The 18,968-nt window shown below is 66.8% G+C and carries 17 protein-coding genes; 13 read left to right on the top strand and 4 right to left on the bottom strand.

What is annotated here, in order from left to right; genetic code table 11:
* The first annotated feature begins 165 nt into the window (after positions 1-165).
* On the top strand, positions 166-1,266 hold the full coding sequence (gene mnmA / locus D3H34_RS13850) for a tRNA 2-thiouridine(34) synthase MnmA (protein WP_119554084.1): 1,101 nt from the start codon (positions 166-168) through the stop codon (positions 1,264-1,266).
* A gap of 13 nt (positions 1,267-1,279) precedes the next feature.
* On the opposite strand, the gene D3H34_RS13845 is transcribed toward mnmA, so the two are convergent.
* Positions 1,280-1,753, bottom strand: a complete 474-nt coding sequence (locus D3H34_RS13845; protein ID WP_119554083.1) for an NUDIX hydrolase — start codon at positions 1,751-1,753, stop codon at positions 1,280-1,282.
* A 72-nt stretch (positions 1,754-1,825) separates the two neighbouring features.
* Positions 1,826-2,542: a response regulator transcription factor gene (locus tag D3H34_RS13840; protein ID WP_119554082.1), complete on the bottom strand. Its 717-nt coding sequence runs from the start codon at positions 2,540-2,542 to the stop codon at positions 1,826-1,828.
* Positions 2,543-2,943: 401 nt separating this feature from the next.
* Here D3H34_RS13840 and D3H34_RS13835 point away from each other — a divergent pair, with 401 nt between their 5' ends.
* From D3H34_RS13835 to D3H34_RS13785, 11 genes are all read left to right on the top strand, one after another.
* Positions 2,944-4,074, top strand: a complete 1,131-nt coding sequence (locus tag D3H34_RS13835) for a Re/Si-specific NAD(P)(+) transhydrogenase subunit alpha (RefSeq protein ID WP_119554081.1) — start codon at positions 2,944-2,946, stop codon at positions 4,072-4,074.
* Between the two features lie 17 nt (positions 4,075-4,091).
* Positions 4,092-4,454, top strand: a complete 363-nt coding sequence (gene panD / locus D3H34_RS13830) for an aspartate 1-decarboxylase (RefSeq protein WP_119554080.1) — start codon at positions 4,092-4,094, stop codon at positions 4,452-4,454.
* Positions 4,455-4,494: 40 nt separating this feature from the next.
* On the top strand, positions 4,495-4,824 hold the full coding sequence (locus tag D3H34_RS13825) for an NAD(P) transhydrogenase subunit alpha part 2 (RefSeq protein WP_062481510.1): 330 nt from the start codon (positions 4,495-4,497) through the stop codon (positions 4,822-4,824).
* On the top strand, positions 4,821-6,320 hold the full coding sequence (locus tag D3H34_RS13820; protein ID WP_119554079.1) for an NAD(P)(+) transhydrogenase (Re/Si-specific) subunit beta: 1,500 nt from the start codon (positions 4,821-4,823) through the stop codon (positions 6,318-6,320). Before D3H34_RS13825 ends, D3H34_RS13820 begins: the two co-directional genes overlap by 4 nt.
* 100 nt (positions 6,321-6,420) lie before the next feature.
* Positions 6,421-8,100: a long-chain-fatty-acid--CoA ligase gene (locus D3H34_RS13815; protein ID WP_119554078.1), complete on the top strand. Its 1,680-nt coding sequence runs from the start codon at positions 6,421-6,423 to the stop codon at positions 8,098-8,100.
* Between the two features lie 54 nt (positions 8,101-8,154).
* Positions 8,155-9,159: an ABC transporter permease subunit gene (locus D3H34_RS13810; protein ID WP_119554077.1), complete on the top strand. Its 1,005-nt coding sequence runs from the start codon at positions 8,155-8,157 to the stop codon at positions 9,157-9,159.
* Between the two features lie 4 nt (positions 9,160-9,163).
* A complete protein-coding gene (locus D3H34_RS13805; RefSeq protein WP_119554076.1) occupies positions 9,164-10,072 on the top strand; it encodes an ABC transporter permease subunit in 909 nt (302 codons plus the stop codon).
* Positions 10,073-10,089: 17 nt separating this feature from the next.
* A complete protein-coding gene (locus D3H34_RS13800; RefSeq protein WP_119554075.1) occupies positions 10,090-11,115 on the top strand; it encodes an ABC transporter ATP-binding protein in 1,026 nt (341 codons plus the stop codon).
* Positions 11,112-12,131 (top strand): peptide ABC transporter ATP-binding protein, encoded by a 1,020-nt coding sequence (locus D3H34_RS13795; protein WP_119554074.1) that lies wholly within the window; start codon positions 11,112-11,114, stop codon positions 12,129-12,131. Before D3H34_RS13800 ends, D3H34_RS13795 begins: the two co-directional genes overlap by 4 nt.
* Positions 12,132-12,168: 37 nt before the next feature.
* Entirely contained in the window at positions 12,169-13,800 is a 1,632-nt protein-coding gene (locus tag D3H34_RS13790; protein WP_119554073.1) for an ABC transporter substrate-binding protein, read from the top strand.
* 155 nt (positions 13,801-13,955) lie between these two features.
* A complete protein-coding gene (locus tag D3H34_RS13785) occupies positions 13,956-14,696 on the top strand; it encodes a 5'-methylthioadenosine/adenosylhomocysteine nucleosidase (RefSeq protein ID WP_434057687.1) in 741 nt (246 codons plus the stop codon).
* 2 nt (positions 14,697-14,698) lie between these two features.
* On the opposite strand, the gene D3H34_RS13780 is transcribed toward D3H34_RS13785, so the two are convergent.
* Entirely contained in the window at positions 14,699-15,451 is a 753-nt protein-coding gene (locus D3H34_RS13780; RefSeq protein WP_119554071.1) for a YoaK family protein, read from the bottom strand.
* Between the two features lie 56 nt (positions 15,452-15,507).
* Positions 15,508-16,494, bottom strand: a complete 987-nt coding sequence (gene corA, locus D3H34_RS13775; RefSeq protein WP_119554070.1) for a magnesium/cobalt transporter CorA — start codon at positions 16,492-16,494, stop codon at positions 15,508-15,510.
* 225 nt (positions 16,495-16,719) lie between these two features.
* Between corA and D3H34_RS13770 the strand changes: the two genes are divergently transcribed.
* Entirely contained in the window at positions 16,720-18,837 is a 2,118-nt protein-coding gene (locus D3H34_RS13770; protein ID WP_119554069.1) for an ATP-dependent helicase, read from the top strand.
* Positions 18,838-18,968 lie beyond the last annotated feature (131 nt).

Below are 18,968 nucleotides of genomic sequence, written 5' to 3'. Positions count from 1 at the left end.
GAGGGGGAAGGGGTCGCCATGCGTTGTGTCTCCGCTGTGTTTCGGGGCACTGTAGCGCCGGCCTTTCGCATCGTGGAGTGCGCGCTGACAAGCCGGCGACACGGGTTTTCCCGATTTCCCACACGCCGGGTGCCCTTGTCGCCGGGCTGGGACAATGGCGGGCTTATGGCAAAACAACGGATCGTGGTCGGGCTGAGCGGCGGGGTGGACTCCGCGGTCACCGCGCACCTGCTCAAGCAGCAGGGGCACGAGGTGGTCGGCATCTTCATGAAGAACTGGGAAGACGACGACGACAGCGAGTACTGCTCGTCGAACGTCGACTTCATCGACGCCGCCAGCGTGGCCGACGTGCTGGGCATCGAGATCGAGCACGTCAACTTCGCCGCCGACTACAAGGACCGCGTGTTCGCCGAGTTCCTGCGCGAATACAAGGCCGGCCGCACGCCGAACCCCGACGTGCTGTGCAATGCCGAGATCAAGTTCAAGGCCTTCCTCGACCACGCCATGCGGCTGGGCGCCGAGAAGATCGCCACCGGCCACTACGCACGCGTGCGCCTGAACGAAGCCACGGGCCGGCACGAGCTGCTCAAGGGGCTCGACAACTCGAAGGACCAGAGCTACTTCCTGCACCGGTTGAACCAGGCGCAGCTGTCGAAGACGCTGTTCCCCGTCGGCGAGCTGCACAAGACCGAGGTGCGCCGCATCGCGGAAGAAATCGGCCTGCCCAATGCGAAGAAGAAGGATTCGACCGGCATCTGCTTCATCGGCGAGCGGCCGTTCCGCGACTTCCTGAACCGCTACATCTCGAAGGAGCCGGGCCCGATCAAGGACGATCGCGGCCGCAAGCTCGGCGAGCACCAGGGCCTGAGCTTCTACACGCTGGGCCAGCGCCAGGGCCTGGGCATCGGCGGCGTGAAGGAGAAGGGTGCACAGCGCGGCGCGGGCGACCATTCGCCCTGGTTCGTCGCGCGCAAGGACGTCGAGAAGAACACGCTGTGGGTGGTGCAGGGGCACGACCATCCGTGGCTGCTGTCGTCCGAATTGAAGGCGGACGACGCGAGCTGGGTGGCGGGCGAAGCGCCCGCGGCGGGCGCCTACGGTTCGAAGGCGCGCTACCGGCAGGCCGATGCGAGTTGCGAGTTGGGCGACGGCGCCAACGGCGCTTTCAGCTTGCGATTCGGTGCGCCGCAATGGGCGGTCACGCCGGGGCAGTCGGCCGTTCTGTACGACGGCGAGCGCTGCCTCGGAGGCGGCGTCATCGTCTGAGCTTGATGCCTGCCTAAGGCGGCTGGCGCACGCTGTCTTCGGTGTGGATCAGCGACAGCGGGTGGCGCTTGCCGGCGAGGTAGTCCTCGATGCAGCGCAGCAGCAGCGGGCTGCGATGGCGCGCGACGCTGGCGCGGATTTCCTCGACGCTCATCCACAGCGTGCGCACGATGCCTTCGTCGAGCGCGCGGCCTTCGTCGCGCGCGCCGAGTTCGCCGGTGAAGGCAAAACGCATGTAGGTCACGTCGGGCTGCTCGGCCGAGCGGGCCATGTAGACGCCGAGCAGCGCGGTCGGCGTGAAGGCGTGGCCTGTTTCTTCGAGCGTCTCGCGGATGCAGCCGTCCTCGGGCGACTCGCCAGGGTCGAGGTGGCCGGCGGGGTTGTTGAGTTTCAGGCCGTCGTCGGTCTGCTCTTCGACCAGCAGGAAGCGGCCGTCTTGCTCGATCACCGCGGCCACGGTGACATTGGGTTTCCAGCGTGTAGGCATCGTGGGCGCGAGTCTATCGGCTATCCGATGGCGTGGCCGATGCAGCGCCAGTTGCGGGCCGCGTTGAGCGCCTCAGCGCGTGATTGCGGCGGCGAGCCGCGTGTCGACGTCGATGGTTTCCAGCCGGTAGCCGAGGCCGTAGACCGCCAGCAGCAGGAAGCCGTTCGACGCGCGCAGCGCGAGCTTGGTCCGCAGCCGCGACACGTGCGTGTCGAGCGAGCGGGACAGGGCTTCGACACCGAGGCCCCAGACCGCCTCGTGCAGGTGCTCGCGCGAGAGCAGGCGCCCGAGGTTCTGGAACAGGAAGAGCGCGAGTTCGTACTCACGGTTCTTCAGCTCGACCAGCTCGCCCCGAACCTTGATGGTGCGCGAGGGCGGAAAGAAGTGGTACGGGCCGAAGACCAGTTCGGGCTCGTGCCGCGCGGGGTAGGCGCGGCGCAGCAGGGCATTGATGCGGGCCTGGAATTCGGTCGGGCGCAGCGGCTTGGCCATGAAGTCGTCGGCACCGGCATTGAGGCCTTCGACCAGGTCCGTGTCGTCGTGGCACTCGGTCACGAACAGGATGGGCATCCGGCTCTTGTAGTCCTCGCGGATCGTACGGACGACGTCCGGGCCCTTCATGTCGGGCAGGCGCCAGTCCAGGACCAGCATGTCGAAGGTTTCGCGGCGCATGGCATGGAGCAGCGCCTTGCCGCCAGCGTAGGCGTGGCACTCGTGACCGAGGCTTGCCATGGTTTGGTTGATGAACCGAAGCTGGTCCGGCCCCGTGTCGAGTACTGCGATGCGCATTCCACTCCCTTGTTTCACCTGGTGCCGGCCCCTGCGTGTCGGCAATATGAATCGAAGTGTATCTATCTGCATCCAATGCCACAGACGTGAACTGCCATTAATTCACGTAAATTGGATTTATGGATGTGATTCAATCGTCAATTGAGTTCAATTGTTGTTAATTGATTTCATTCGAAGAGCCGAATTCGGAAGGGCGTCGCGAGCCTCTCGGCGGTTGCCACCGGTGTTTCTCCGGGGATCGACTCGGCCTTCGATTGCTATCAATTGAGTAGCTGTCTTTGCAGCAACCACGGGAACTGACGAGCCAAAAGCAGGCAGCATCTTGGCGACAAGGGCGCTTGTAATCTTGCTGTAAGCTCTGCCCGCGATCCGTGCTGCCCCCTTCCCCTGAGGAGAACTCTATGTTGATAGGCGTGCCTGCCGAGACAGCGGCTGGCGAAACCCGAGTGGCCGTTACACCCGAAACGGTGAAGAAACTGGTGGCCTCCGGGCACACCGTGCGCGTACAGGCCGGTGCCGGCATTGCAGCCAGCGTCACCGACGCCGGCTACCAGGCGGCAGGGGCCGAGATCACCGATGCGGCCGGAGCGCTCTCCGCCGACATGGTGCTCAAGGTGCGCACGCCCAGCGACGCCGAAGCGGCGCAGCTGAAGGCCGGCGCGGTCGTCATCGGCATGCTCAATCCTTTCGACGCGGCCGGCCTGCAACGTTTGGCCGCCGCGGGCGTCACCGGCTTCGCGCTTGAAGCGGCGCCGCGCACCACGCGTGCCCAGAGCATGGACGTGCTCTCGTCGCAAGCCAACATCGCGGGCTACAAGGCCGTGATGATCGCGGCCGACAAGTACCAGCGTTTCTTCCCCATGCTCATGACCGCCGCCGGTACCGTGAAGGCCGCGCGCGTCGTCATCCTGGGCGTCGGCGTGGCCGGCCTGCAGGCGATTGCCACGGCCAAGCGCCTGGGCGCCGTGATCGAGGCGTCGGACGTGCGTCCGAGCGTCAAGGAACAGATCGAATCCCTGGGCGGCAAGTTCATCGACGTGCCCTATGAAACCCAGGAAGAGAAGGACGCCGCCGAAGGCGTCGGCGGCTACGCCCGTCCGATGCCCGCGAGCTGGCTCACGCGCCAGCAGGCCGAGGTCGCCAAGCGCGTCGCGCTGGCCGACGTGGTCATCAGTACCGCGCTCATTCCGGGCCGTGCGGCGCCCACCCTCATCACCGAGGACATGGTCAAGTCGATGAAGCCGGGCTCGGTGATCGTCGACATCGCGGCCGGCAAGGGGCCCGAGGGTGTGGGCGGCAACTGCCCGCTGTCGGAGGCCGACAAGACCGTGGTCAAGCATGGCGTGACCATCGTCGGCGAGACCAACCTCGCGGCGCTGGTGGCGGCCGACGCGTCGGCGCTGTATGCGCGCAACGTGCTCGACTTCCTGAAGCTCGTCGTCACGAAGGAAGGCGGGCTCAAGATCGACCTCGAAGACGACATCGTCGCCGCCTGCCGCGTCACGCAAGACGGCCAGGTCACGCGCAAGTAAGAAGCAGGTTGCTTTCCATGAATCGCACCATGCTTCGCGCGAAGCTGCATCGCGCCACCGTGACCGAAGCCGACCTGCACTACGAGGGCTCGTGCGGCATCGACGAAGACCTGCTCGACGCGGCCGACATGCGCGAGTACGAAAAGATCGAGCTGTACAACGTCAACAACGGCGAGCGCTTCTCGACCTACATCATCAAGGCGGCGCGCGGATCGGGCGCCATCTCGCTCAACGGCGCGGCGGCGCGCAAGGCGCATGTGGGCGACCTGCTCATCATCTGCACCTACGCCCCCATGACCGAGGCCGAAGCCGCGGACTACAAGCCCAAGGTGGTGCTGCTTGGCGATGCCAACCGCATCCAGGAAATCAAGAAGCTCTGAGCGCACAGACCGAGAGACCGAACGAGGAGAAGACAACACCATGGAAATCGTTTCGCACACCGTCATCAACCTGACCATCTTCGTGCTGGCCATCTATGTCGGCTATCACGTGGTCTGGACCGTCACGCCCGCGCTGCACACGCCGCTCATGGCCGTGACCAATGCCATCTCGGCCATCGTGATCGTCGGCGCCATGCTGGCGGCCGCGCTCACCACCACCCCGCTGGGCAAGACCATGGGCGTGCTCGCCGTGGCGCTGGCCGCGGTGAACGTCTTCGGCGGCTTCCTGGTCACGCGCCGGATGCTCGAGATGTTCAAGAAGAAGGACAAGAAGGCCGCCCCGAAGGCTGCAGAGGGAGCTGCCAAGTGAGCATGAATCTCGTCACGCTGCTGTACCTCGTTGCCAGCGTCTGCTTCATCCAGGCCCTGAAGGGCCTGTCCCATCCCACCACCTCGATCCGCGGCAACATCTTCGGCATGACCGGCATGGCGATCGCCGTGCTGACGACGATCGCACTGGTCCACGGACAGGCGCGCGCGCTCAACGTCGACTTCGGCACCGGCATCGCATGGGTGCTGGCCGCCGTGGTGGTCGGTGGCGGCCTGGGCGCCTTCATGGCCAACAAGGTCGAGATGACCAAGATGCCCGAGCTGGTCGCCTTCATGCACAGCATGATCGGCCTGGCCGCGGTGTTCATTGGCGTGGCCGCAGTGGCCGAGCCCTGGGCCTTCGGCATCACCGCCGCGCCCGTGGCGGCCGTCGTCGGCGCGCGCACGCCCGACGGTGCCGTGCTCTTCGAAGGCTTCGTGCGCTATGCCATTCCGTACGGCAACCGGCTGGAGCTGTTCCTGGGTGCCGCCATCGGCGCGATCACCTTCAGCGGCTCGGTCATCGCCTTCGGCAAGCTCTCGGGCAAGTACAAGTTCCGCCTGTTCCAGGGCGCGCCGGTGCAGTTCTCGGGCCAGCACATGCTGAACCTGGTGCTGGGCCTGGCGACCATCGCACTGGGCCTGGTGTTCGTCGCCACCGAAAGCTGGCCGGCGTTCTTCGCGATGCTGGCGCTGGCCTTCGTGATGGGCGTGCTCATCATCATCCCGATCGGCGGCGCCGACATGCCGGTGGTGGTGTCGATGCTCAACAGCTACTCGGGCTGGGCGGCGGCCGGCATCGGCTTCAGCCTGAACAACGCGATGCTGATCGTGGCCGGTTCGCTGGTGGGCTCGTCGGGTGCGATCCTGAGCTACATCATGTGCAAGGCCATGAACCGCTCGTTCTTCAACGTGATCCTGGGCGGCTTCGGCGGCGACGCGGCCGCGGCCACCGGCGGCGCGAAGGAGCAGCGCCCCGTCAAGAGCGGCAGCGCCGACGACGCGGCCTTCGTGCTCGGCAACGCCGAGACGGTGGTCATCGTGCCGGGCTACGGCCTGGCCGTGGCGCGTGCCCAGCACGCAGTGAAGGAACTGGCGGCCAAGCTCACCGAGAAGGGCATCACCGTCAAGTACGCCATCCACCCGGTGGCGGGCCGCATGCCCGGCCACATGAACGTGCTGCTGGCCGAGGCCGAAGTGCCCTACGACCAGGTGTTCGAGATGGAAGACATCAACGGCGAGTTCGGCCAGGCCGACGTGGCGATCATCCTGGGCGCCAACGACGTGGTGAACCCCGCGGCGCACACCAAGGGCAGCCCGATCTACGGCATGCCCATCCTGGAAGCCTACAAGGCCAAGACCGTCATCGTGAACAAACGCTCGATGGCGGCGGGCTACGCGGGCCTGGACAACGAACTCTTCTACATGGACAAGACCATGATGGTCTTTGGCGATGCGAAAAAAGTAGTGGAAGATATGGGCAAGGCCATCGAATAGGCCGAAGGTCCGTGCCCGCGCAGCGGGCCTGATCACCGCGGCGCCTCACGTGCGCCGTTTTCGTTTCAAAAATCTCATTTGATCCCGAGGAGACACATCCATGACCGAACGCCCCTGGCTCAGCAGCTACCCGCAAGGCGTGCCCGCCGACATCGACGCGTCGCACTACCCGTCGCTGGTGGCGCTCATGGAGGAGAGCTTCAAGAAGTACGCCGATCGCACGGCCTACAGCTTCATGGGCAAGGACGTCAGCTACGGCGAGACCGACAAGCTGAGCAAGGCCTTCGCGGCTTACCTGCAGGGCCTGGGCCTCGTGAAGGGCGACCGCGTCGCCGCGATGATGCCCAACTGCCCGCAGTACCCGATCGCGGTGGCCGCCATCCTGCGCGCCGGCCTGATCCTGGTGAACGTGAACCCGCTGTACACGCCGCGCGAACTCGAGCATCAGCTCAAGGACTCGGGCGCCAAGGCGATCATCATCATGGAGAACTTCGGCACCACGCTGCAGCAATGCATCGCGAGCACGCCGATCAAGCACATCGTGCTGGCCTCCATGGGCGACCGGCTCGGTTTCCTGAAGGGGGCGCTCGTCAACTACGTGGTGCGCAACGTCAAGAAGCTGGTGCCGCACTTCAGCCTGCCGGGCGCCGTGCGCTTCAACGACGCGCTCGACAAGGGCGCGAGCGGCTCGCTCAAGCCGGTGGCCACCGGCCCCGACGACGTGGCCGTGCTGCAGTACACCGGCGGCACCACCGGCGTGTCGAAGGGCGCGGTGCTGCTGCACCGCAACGTGATCGCCAACGTGCTGCAGTCCGAAGCCTGGAACGAGCCCGTCATGGCCAAGGTGCCGGCCAACGAGCAGCCCACCAGCGTATGCGCGCTGCCGCTGTATCACATCTTCGCGTTCACGGTCGGCATGATGCTGAGCATGCGCACGGGCGGCAAGCTGATCCTGATCCCGAATCCGCGTGACATTCCCGGCGTGCTGAAAGAGCTGTCGAAGCACACCATCCACAGCTTCCCGGCCGTCAACACGCTGTTCAACGGGCTGGCGAACCACCCCGACTTCAACACCGTCAACTGGAAGAACCTCAAGGTCTCGGTCGGCGGCGGCATGGCGGTGCAGGCCGCGGTGGCCAAGCTCTGGCTCGAGAAGACCGGCTGCCCGATCTGCGAAGGCTACGGTCTTTCGGAAACCTCGCCCTCGACCACCTGCAACCCGACCAACAGCACGGCCTACACCGGCACCATCGGCCTGCCGCTGCCGAGCACCTGGCTCAAGCTGCTCGACGACGACGGCAACGAAGTGCCGACCGGCGAGCGCGGCGAGATCGCCATCAAGGGCCCGCAGGTCATGGCCGGCTACTGGCAACGGCCTGACGAAACCGCCAAGGTCATGACGCCCGACGGCTACTTCAAGAGCGGCGACATCGGCGTGGTCGACGAGCGCGGCTACTTCAAGGTGGTCGACCGCAAGAAGGACATGATCCTGGTGTCGGGCTTCAACGTGTACCCGAACGAGATCGAGGACGTGGTGGCGATGATGCCCGGTGTGCTCGAATGCGCGGCCGTGGGCGTGCCCGACGACAAGACCGGCGAAGCCGTGAAGCTCGTCATCGTCAAGAAGGACCCGGCGCTCACCGACGCGCAGGTGCGCGAGTACTGCCGCGCCAACCTCACGGGCTACAAGCAGCCGCGCGTGATCGAGTTCCGCACCGACATGCCCAAGACCCCGGTGGGCAAGATCCTGCGGCGCGAGCTGCGGGATAGCAAGAAGTAGTAAGGGTTCCGCCCGGGTGGGGCCGGGGCATCGATCTTGCATATTCGCGGGTCGATGCTCAGATTCATCTATGTCCGCCTAGGCTTGCTCGTGCCGACCTTCATCGGCATGACGCTGCTGGCCTTCTTTCTCATCCGGCTGGTGCCGGGTGATCCCATCGAGACCATGGCCGGCGAGCGCGGGATCGACCCCGCGCGCCACGCCGAGCTGCGCGCCGCCATGGGCCTGGACAAGCCCATGCTCGTGCAATACGGCATCTACATCGGCCGCGTGCTGCAGGGCGACCTGGGCAAGTCGCTCATCACGCAGGACACGGTGATGAGCGAGTTCCTCGCGCTCTTTCCGGCCACCGTGGAGCTCGGTGTCTGCGCGATCCTTTTCGCGCTCCTGATCGGGCTGCCGGCCGGCATCATCGCGGCGGTGCGGCGCAACTCCATCTTCGACCACGGCGTGATGGCGACCTCGCTGACCGGCTACTCGATGCCGATCTTCTGGTGGGGACTGCTGCTCATCCTGTTCTTCTCTGTGCAGTTGGGCTGGACGCCCGTGTCGGGCCGCATCTCGGTGCAGTACTTCGTCGAGCCGCAGACCGGCTTCCTGCTGATCGATGCGCTGCGCGCCGGCGAGACCGAGGCCTTCTGGTCGGCGCTGCACCACCTCATCCTTCCGGCCATCGTGCTGGGCACGGTGCCGCTCGCCGTCATCGCGCGCATGACGCGCTCGGCCATGCTCGAGGTGCTGGGCGAGGACTACATCCGCACGGCGCGCGCCAAGGGTCTCTCGCGCTTTCGCGTGGTGGGCCTGCATGCGCTGCGCAATGCGCTGATCCCGGTCGTGACGGTGATCGGCCTGCAGATCGGCGTGCTCTTCACCGGCGCGATCCTGACCGAGACGATCTTCTCCTGGCCCGGCGTCGGCAAGTGGCTCATCGAGGCCATCGGCCGACGCGACTACCCGGTGCTGCAAGGCGGCATGCTGCTGCTCGGCGGCATCGTGATGCTGCTCAACCTGCTGGTGGACGTCGCCTATGGCGTCATCAACCCGCGGATCAGGCACTGAGCCCATGGCAGGCAACACCCACGCGGTCTCCCCCGGCACGCAGGCCTCGGCGCCTCCCGGCCCCTGGCGCGAGTTCTGGACCGCCTTCTCGGCGAACCGGGGCGCCGTCATCGGCCTCGTCACCATCGTCGTGCTGCTGCTGGTGGCGTTGTTCGCGCCGTGGATCGCGCCGCACGCGCCGAACGAAACCAACGCCGCCGCCTTCCTGAAACCACCGGTCTGGCAGCAGGGCGGTTCGTGGCAGTACGTGCTGGGCACGGACGCCATCGGGCGCGACATTCTTTCGCGGCTCATGCATGGCGCGCGGCTGTCGCTGTCGATCGGTGTCGCGGTGGTGGCGCTGTCGGTGATGGTGGGCGTGGTGCTCGGGCTCATCGCCGGTTTCTTTCGCGGCGTGCTCGAGATCGCGATCATGCGGATGATGGACATCATCCTCACGATGCCCAGCCTGCTGATGGCCATCGTGATCGTCGCGATCCTCGGGCCGGGGCTCGTCAACGCCATGCTGGCGGTGGCCATCGTCGTGCTGCCGCACTACGTGCGCATCACGCGCGCCACTGTCATCGCCGAGGTCTCGCGCGACTATGTGACCGCCGCGCGCGTGAGCGGCGCCGGCACGCTGCGCCTGATGTTCCGCGAGGTGCTGCCCAACTGCTCGGCGCCGCTGATCGTGCAGGCCTCGCTCGGCGTCTCGACCGCCATCCTCGACGCGGCGGCGCTCGGCTTCATCGGCCTGGGCGCGCAGCCGCCGTCGCCCGAGTGGGGAACGATGCTGGCCGATGCGCGCGAGTTCGTGTTGCGCGCGTGGTGGGTCGTGACCTTCCCGGGCCTGGCGATCCTCGCGGCCGTGCTGGCCTTCAACCTGCTGGGCGACGGTCTGCGCGATGCGCTCGACCCCAAGCTCAAGCGCTGAAGCAAAGGAGAGAAACGATGCCTTTGCTCGATATCAAGGACCTGCACGTTGAGTTCCCCACGCAAGGCGGCGTGCTGCACGCGGTCGACGGCGTGAGCCTCACGATCGAAGAGGGCGAAGTGCTCGGCATCGTCGGCGAATCGGGCTCGGGCAAGAGCGTCACGATGATGGCGCTCATGGGCCTCGTGGGCTTTCCCGGCCGCGTGCGCGCGGACCACATGCGCTTCGCGGGCAAGGACCTGCTCGGCATCTCCGACAAGGCGCGCCGCGCGCTGGTCGGCAAGGAGGTCGCGATGATCTTCCAGGAGCCGACCACCAGCCTCAACCCCTGCTTCACCATCGGCTTCCAGCTGATGGAAACGCTGCGGCTGCACCTGAAGCTCGACAAGCGCGAGGCGAAGAAGCGCGCCACCGAACTGCTTGAGCAGGTGGGCATCCCGGCCGCCTCGTCGCGCCTGGGCAGCTATCCGCACCAGCTCTCGGGCGGCATGAACCAGCGCGTGATGATCGCGATGGCCATTGCCTGCAACCCGCGCCTCTTGATCGCCGACGAGCCGACCACCGCGCTCGACGTGACCATCCAGGCGCAGATCCTCGACCTGCTGCGCGACCTGCAGAAGGAGCGCGGCATGGCGCTCGTGCTCATCACGCACAACATGGGCGTGGTGAGCGAAATGGCGCAGCGCATCGCCGTGATGTACGCAGGCCAGGTGATGGAGCACCAGCGCGTCGACCGGCTCTTCGCGTCGCCGCAGCATCCGTACACCGAGGCGCTGCTGGCGGCGCTGCCCGAGCGCGCCGCGCCTGAAGGTCGGCTCGCCACCATCAGCGGCGTGGTGCCCGGCGTGCACGACCGGCCCGCGGGTTGCCTGTTCGCGCCGCGCTGCGGCTACGTCACCGAGCGCGCCTGCCAGGTGCGACCGGCGCTGCGCGCCTGGCAGGGCGCCGAGGTGCGTTGCCACTTTCCACTCGGCGAGCCGGGGCGTGAAGCCGCCATCGCGCAAGATCCGCCGCGCGTCGGCGTTGCGGAGGCCGTGCCATGAGCGACGCATCGCCGGAGATCGTTGCCGAGGCGCGCAACCTGCAGCGCACCTACGCCGTGCGGCGTGGGCTGTTTCGTGCACCGGCGCAGCTGCGCGCCGTGGGTGACATCTCGTTCCGCCTCGAACGAGGCCGCACGCTGGCCGTGGTGGGCGAGTCGGGCTGCGGCAAGTCGACGCTCGCGCGCATGGTGGCGCTGATCGAGAAGCCCACCGCCGGGCAGCTGACGTTGATCGGCGCCGATGCGGTCGCGCCGCCGGCCGAGCGCAAGCGCGAGTTGCGCCAAGCCGTGCAGCTCGTGTTCCAGAACCCGTACGGCTCGCTCAACCCGCGCAAGAAGATCGCCACCGTGCTCGAAGACCCGCTGGCCATCAACACGACGCTGGGCAAGGCGGAGCGCGCCGAAAAGGCGCGCGAGATGCTGGCCCGCGTCGGCCTGCGCCCCGAGTACGCCAACCGTTACCCGCACATGTTCTCGGGCGGCCAGCGCCAGCGCATCGCCATCGCGCGCGCGCTGATGCTGAGCCCGCGCCTGCTGGTGGCCGACGAGCCGGTGTCGGCGCTCGACGTGTCGATCCAGGCCCAGGTGCTGAACCTGTTGGCCGATCTGCAGGCCGAGCTGGGGTTGGCGTACCTCTTCATTTCGCACGACCTCGGCGTGGTGCGTCACATCGCGCACGACGTGCTCGTGATGTACCTGGGTCATGCGGTGGAGCAGGGGCCCAAGTCGCGGATCTTCGCGCGGCCGCTGCATCCGTACACGCAGGCACTGCTCGCGTCGACGCCGGGTCTCAGCAGCCAGCGCATCGTGCTCAAGGGCGAGCTGCCGTCGCCGCTGAACCCGCCCGCGGGTTGCGTCTTCAGCACACGCTGCCCGCACGTGCAGCCGCGCTGCCGCGAGGAGCGCCCCGCGCTGCGTGCGCTCGACGAACGGCTGGTGGCCTGCCACTACGCCGAGCAATTTCTCGATGGTGCGGCGGTTGTGCGCGCCGATGGTCCCGTGCTCGCCGCTTCCTGAGCGGCGATTTTTCTCAACCCTGTCTCGAGGAGACCCCATGAAGACTCCCTCCTGTGTTTCGCGCCGCTCATCCAAGCTGGCGCTCCTGGCACCGGCAGCGCTGACGGCCCTTACCCTGGCCTGCGGCGCCGTGTCAGCCAAGACCCTGGTGTACTGCTCCGAAGGCAGCCCGGAGAATTTCTATCCGGGCATGAACACCACCGGCACGTCGTTCGACGTGACCACGCAGGTCTACAACACCATCGTCGAGTTCGAGCGCGGCGGCACCAAGGTCATGCCGGGCCTGGCTGAAAAATGGGACATCTCCGCCGACGGCACCGTGTACACCTTCCACCTGCGCAAGGGCGTGAAGTGGCACAGCACCAGCAAGAGCTTCAAGCCCACGCGCGACTTCAATGCCGACGATTTCATCTTCATGCTCGAGCGCCAGTGGAAGGAAAGCGATCCCTTCTTCAAGGTGACGAGCCAGAACCACTCGTACTTCAACGACATGGGCATGCCCAAGCTGCTGAAGTCGGTGGACCGCATCGACGACCACACCGTCAAGATCACGCTCAACCAGGCCGAGGCGCCATTCCTCGCGAACCTGGCGATGCAGTACGCGGGCATCCAGTCGAAGGAATACGCCATCGCCATGCTGAAGGCCGGCACGCCGGAGAAGGTCGACCAGGACCCGATCGGCACCGGGCCGTTCTACCTCGTGCAATACCAGAAGGACGCGATCATCCGCTTCAAGGCATTCCCGCAGTACTGGGGCGGCAAGGCCAAGATCGACGACCTCGTGTTCGCGATCACCCCCGATGCGTCGGTGCGCTGGGCCAAGCTGCAAAAAGGCGAGTGCCATGTCATGCCGTACCCGAACCCGGCCGACCTGGATGCGATCCGCAAGGACCCGAACGTGCAGGTGCTGGAGCAGCCCGGCCTGAACGTCGGCTACCTCTCGTACAACACGACGAAGAAGCCTTTCGACGATGTGCGCGTGCGCAAGGCCATCAACATGGCGATCAACAAGAAGGCCATCATCGACGGCGTGTACCTCACGACCGGCGTGGCCGCGAAGAACCCGATTCCGCCGACCATGTGGTCCTACAACGACGCGGTGAAGGACGATCCGTACGACCCCGAGGCCGCGAAGAAGCTGCTGGCGCAGGCCGGCTTCCCCGACGGCTTCTCGACCGATTTGTGGGCCATGCCGGTGCAGCGCCCGTACAACCCGAACGCCAAGCGCATCGCCGAGCTGATGCAGGCCGACCTGGCCAAGATCAACGTCAAGGCCGAGATCAAGAGCTTCGAATGGGGCGAGTACCGCAAGCGCCTGCAGGCCGGCGAGCACCAGATGGGCATGCTGGGCTGGACCGGCGACAACGGCGACCCGGACAACTTCATGTACACGCTGCTGGGCTGCGCGTCGGCCAAGTCGGCCAGCGGCAGCAACATCTCGAAGTTCTGCCACCAGCCGTATGAGGACCTCGTGGTGAAGGCCAAGAGCGCGACCAAGCAGTCCGACCGCGACGCGCTCTACAAGAAGGCGCAAGTCATCTTCAAGGAGCAGGCGCCGTGGTTCACCATTGCGCACGCGGTGCAGCTGAAGCCGGTGCGCAAGGAGGTCGTCGACTTCAAGTTGAGTCCCTTCGGCCGCCATACCTTCTACGGCGTGGACATTAAGTAACCCCCCAGGCTGCGCGCACTTCGTGTCGCTTCGCCTTCCCCCCTGCTGGGGGCAACACCTGCGGCCCGGCGAAGCCGGTTCCGCGGTGTTTCTGGAATTGAGAGAGTCTTGTTTTGAGTAGTGAGTTGTCCAGGCCCGTTGCGATCGTCGCGGCGATGCATGAGGAGTTGAGTGCGCTTCTTGCGCGGATGCCCGACGAACAGCGCGTGCGCGTTGCTGGTCGCGACTTCTGGGTGGGTCATCTGCAGGGCCAGCCGGTGGTCGCGGTGCTGTCGCGCATCGGCAAGGTCGCGGCGGCGGTCACGGCGACGGTGCTGCTCGAGCGCTTCGGTGTGCGTGCGATCGTGTTCACGGGCGTGGCGGGTGGGCTGGCACCCGGCGTGAACGTTGGCGATGTGGTCGTGGCGACCGAGCTGCTGCAGCACGACATGGACGCCTCGCCGATCTTTCCGAAGTACGAGGTGCCGCTGATGGGGCGCTCGCGCTTCGCGGCCGATGCGGCCATCGGCGATGCGTTGGCGGCCGTGGCCGAAGGCGCGTTGCGCGATCCGTTGCATCTGGTGGGGCAGGCGGCGGTCGATGAATTCAACCCCCGATCGCCGAAGGTCCATCGCGGCCTGCTGGTGAGCGGCGACCGTTTCGTGTCGACCACCGCGGAGAGCGCGGCCTTGCAGCGCGACCTGCCCGATGCGCTGGCGGTCGAGATGGAGGGCGCGGCGATGGCGCAGGCCTGTCACGACTACGGCGTGCCCTTCGCGGCGCTGCGGACCATTTCAGACCGGGCCGACGATGCCGCGCACGGCGACTTCACGCGCTTCGTGGCCGAGGTGGCGAGCCGGTACAGCCTGGCGCTGATCGAGGCCTGGCTGGCCTCGTTGCCGCGCGACGCGGCCTGAGCCTACGACGCGAGCCGGCGCAGCTGTGCGAGGTCGCGCCACAGCGGCGGGATCGACAGCGCCAGCAGCAGCGCAGCCAGCGGCACGACGCAGATGAATCCCACGTGCTTGAAGCCCAGCGCGCCCACCGTGCCGCCGAGCACGAACATGCCGACCAGGCCGCCGCAGCGGCGCAGCCTGCCGCGGTCGTGGCGCACCGGCAGCGGTGTGGACGGGGCGCGTCGGTTCCAGTAGAGCATCTTGCCCAGCTCGATGCCCACGTCGGTGATGTTGCCGGTCATGTGGGTGGTGCGCGTGCTGCCGCCCGAGGTCTTCGACGCCACGGCGTTCTGCAGCCCCATGATGAACGACAGCAGCAGCACGGTGAGCGGTACCGCGAACGGCGTGGCCCAGGTCAACGTGATGGCGCCGGCGAGCCCGAACGGGAACATCAGCGCGGCCTCCAGCAGCAGCGGCAGCGCATACACGCCATGCAGCCGGTGCTGCCGCGCCCAGTTCACCAGCACCGCGCAGGCCGCGGCGCCGGTCACGAACGCCAGGATCGCACCGAGCGCGTTCAGCAGCAGGGTGAGGTTCCCGAGCACCATGCCGTCCGCCAGCTGCGAGGCGAAGCCGGTCATGTGCGAGGTGTACATGTGGAGCACGAGGAAGCCGCCCGCATTCACGGCGCCGGCGTTGAAGGCCAGCAGCAGGCCGAGCGCGGTGTTCGTCGACGGCGCCCGGTGGCGGTTGGTGAGGAAGCGAAGTCTGCGCACGGGGCTCTCCAGGTCGGCTGCCTGCCGGCGGCCACTCTAGCACCCGATCTCAGGTGCTACTTGAGCCAGCCGCGCCGGCGGAAGTACCACATCGGCACCAGCGCGCTCGCCGCCATCAGCAGCAGCGCATACGGATAGCCGACCTGCCAGTCGAGTTCGGGCATGTACTTGAAGTTCATGCCGTAGATGCTCGCGATCAGCGTGGGCGGCAGCAGCGCGACGCTGGCCACCGAGAAGATCTTGATGGTCTTGTTCTGGTTGATGTTGATGAAACCGACGGTCGCATCCATCAGGAAGTTGATCTTGTCGAAGAGGAAGGCCGTGTGGTTGTCCAGCGATTCGATGTCGCGCAGGATCTGCCGCGCCTCTTCGAACTGCTCGGCGTTGAGCATCTTGCTGCGCATCATGAAGCTCACGGCGCGGCGTGTGTCCATCACGTTGCGGCGGATGCGGCCGTTCAAGTCTTCCTGCCGCGCGATGGCGCCGAGCACCTCGCCGGCCAGCTCGTCGCTGACGTTGCCCGACAGCACCTTCTTGCCGGCCACTTCGAGTTCGTCGTAGATGTTCTCCAGCGTGTCGGCCGAGTATTCGGCGTCGGCGTCGAAGAGCTTGAGCATCACTTCCTTGGCGTCTTCGATCAGCCCCGGCGCGCGGCGCGCGCGCATGCGCAGCAGGCGGAACACGGGCACGTCTTCGTCGTGGATCGAGAACAGCACGCCGCGGCTGCGCAGGTCGATGTTGTGCTGGTTCAGGATGAAGGCGACGCGCACGGTGCGCGGGTTCTCGTCGTCGTCGATCAGGAAGTCGGAGCGGATGTGCAGTTCGCCGTTGTCTTCCTCGTAGAAGCGGGCCGACTCCTCGATGTCCTCGTCCATCGCGTCTTCGGGAATCGAGAGGCCGTAGTACTGCTTGATCCAGCGCTTCTCTTCGAGCGTCGGCGATTCGAGGTCGACCCAGATCGGCTGGAACTTGGAGAGCTCTTCGAGCGACTCGATCTCTTCCTGGACGAGACGGCCGTTGGCGAGCGTAAAGATATTGAGCATGGGCTCACTCCCGGGGGTGACTGAACGATGGGCGAGGGAGGGGCGCTTTCAATTCCCGCAGACCCGGCGTCAGTACATCACGCGCGGCGTCGGAAGGGAGTTGAAAGCTGCCGAGACGGGGCGGTTTCCATGGGGAGTCTCCGGTTGCAGCGAGGCGCGATTATGTCACTGGCCACAGGGCAGCAAGGCACCTGAACTGGACGGACATACAGTACAGTCGTGCCCATGCAGACCCCTGCGTCCCCCGTTCTTTCCGCCCCTCCTAAGACGCAAGCCGAGCGCCTGGCCGCGGCGCTCGCCGCGCTCAACGACGACCAGCGCGCGGCGGTGGAACACGGCGTGGGCGCGGCAGTCGGCGGCGACCAACGGCCGCTGCTCGTGATCGCCGGCGCCGGCTCGGGCAAGACCAGCACGCTGGCGCATCGGGTCGCGCACCTGATCGCGGGCGGGGTCGATCCGCAGCGCCTGCTGCTGCTCACCTTCTCGCGCCGCGCGGCGCAGGAAATGGAGCGCCGCGCGGGTCAGGTGCTGGCGCGGGTGCTGGGCCTGAAGTCGGAGCGGCCGCCGGCGCTGCCGTGGGCCGGCACCTTCCACGGCATCGGCGCGCGGCTGCTGCGCGAATACGCCGCCCAGATCGGACTCGACGAGAACTTCACCATCCACGACCGCGGCGACGCCGAAGACCTGATGGGGCTGGTGCGGCACGAGCTCGGGCTGTCTTCCACGGTCAACCGCTTTCCACGCAAGGGCACCTGCCTGTCGATCTACTCGCGCTGCGTCAACACGCGCGCGCCGCTGGCCGTCGTGCTGAACGAGACCTTTCCCTGGTGCGCGGAGTGGGAGGCCGAACTCAAGAACCTGTTCGGCGCGTACGTCGAGGCCAAGCAGCAGCAGAACGTGCTCGACTACGACGACCTGCTGCTCTACTGGGCCGAGATGGTCGCCGAGCCCGCGCTGGCCGCGCACGTCGGCGCGCGCTTCGACCATGTGCTGGTCGACGAATACCAGGACACCAACCTGCTGCAGGCCGCGATCCTGCAGGCGATGAAGCCCGACGGGCGCGGCGTGACGGTGGTGGGAGACGACGCACAGTCGATCTACTCGTTCCGCGGCGCCACGGTGCGCAACATCCTCGACTTTCCCTCGCAGTTCACGCAGGAGGCGCGTGTCGTCACGCTGGAGCGCAACTACCGCTCGACGCAGCCGATCCTCGACGTGTCGAACCGCGTCATCGCGCAGGCCGCCGAGCGGCACGCCAAAACGCTGTGGACCGACAAGCCCTCGGCCGGCAAGCCGGTGCTGGTGCTCGTGCCCGACGAGGCCGGGCAGGCACGTTGGGTGGCCGACAAGATCCTGGCGCACCGCGAAGGCGGGCTGGCGCTGAAGTCGCAGGCGGTGCTGTTTCGCACCTCGTCGCACAGCGCGGCGCTCGAACTGGAGCTGGCGCGGCGCAACATCCCGTTCGTGAAGTTCGGCGGGCTCAAGTTTCTCGAAGCCTCGCATGTGAAGGACCTGCTCGCCGTGCTGCGCTTCGCGCAGAACCCGCGGGGGCGCATGGCGGGTTTCCGGGTCACGCAGCTCATTCCCGGCGTGGGCCCGGCCACCGGCGCGCGGCTGCTCGACGCGATGGACCAGGCAGCCGATCCGGCCGCGGCCGTGCGCGACTTCGTGCCGCCGTCGGCGGCGCGTGAGCAGTGGGCCGACTTCGCGCAGGCCTATGCCGCCTTGCGTGAGCCGTCCCTGAAGTGGCCGGCCGATGTGGATGTGGCGATGCAGTGGTACCAGCCGCACCTGGAGCGGCTGTACGAAGACACCTCGGGCGTGCGGCGCGCCGACGTCGAGCAACTGGCGCGGCTGGCGGCCGGCTACGGCTCGCGCGAGCGCTTCCTGACCGAGCTCACGCTCGATCCGCCCGAAGCCACCAGCGACCGGCCCGGTCCGCCCTCGCTCGACGAGGACTACCTGATCCTGTCGACCATCCATTCGGCCAAGGGCCAGGAGTGGAATTCGGTGCACGTGATCAACGTGGTCGACGGCTGCATGCCGGCCGATGTGGCGCAGGGCGCGCACGAACTGGAGGAAGAGCGGCGCCTCCTCTACGTGGCGATGACGCGGGCCCGCGACCACCTGCACCTGGTGATGCCGCAGCGCTTTCACGTCACGCAGCAGGCCGCACGTGGCGACCGGCACCTGTATGCCAACCGCACCCGTTTCATCACGGAGGCCGACCTCGCAGGCTTCGAGCTGCAGACCTGGCCGTCGCCACCGGTGCTGCCGCCCGCCGTGCCGCCTCCGGCCGCGGTGATCGACCTGCGCAACCGCATGCGCGCCGCCTGGCGCTGAGCGGATCGGCCCTTCGGGCGTGAGGGTCACTGCGCGCGGCACGTGGAAACACTTGCTTCCAAAGTGCCGCAAGGGCAGGCCGATGCACGCGGCCAGCTATGGAATCAATAGCGGATTAGGGCATGCAATTC

The organism is Acidovorax cavernicola, from assembly GCF_003581445.1.
Note: the sequence above shows the minus strand (reverse complement) of the source record. Positions and strands in the feature narration are given on the sequence as shown.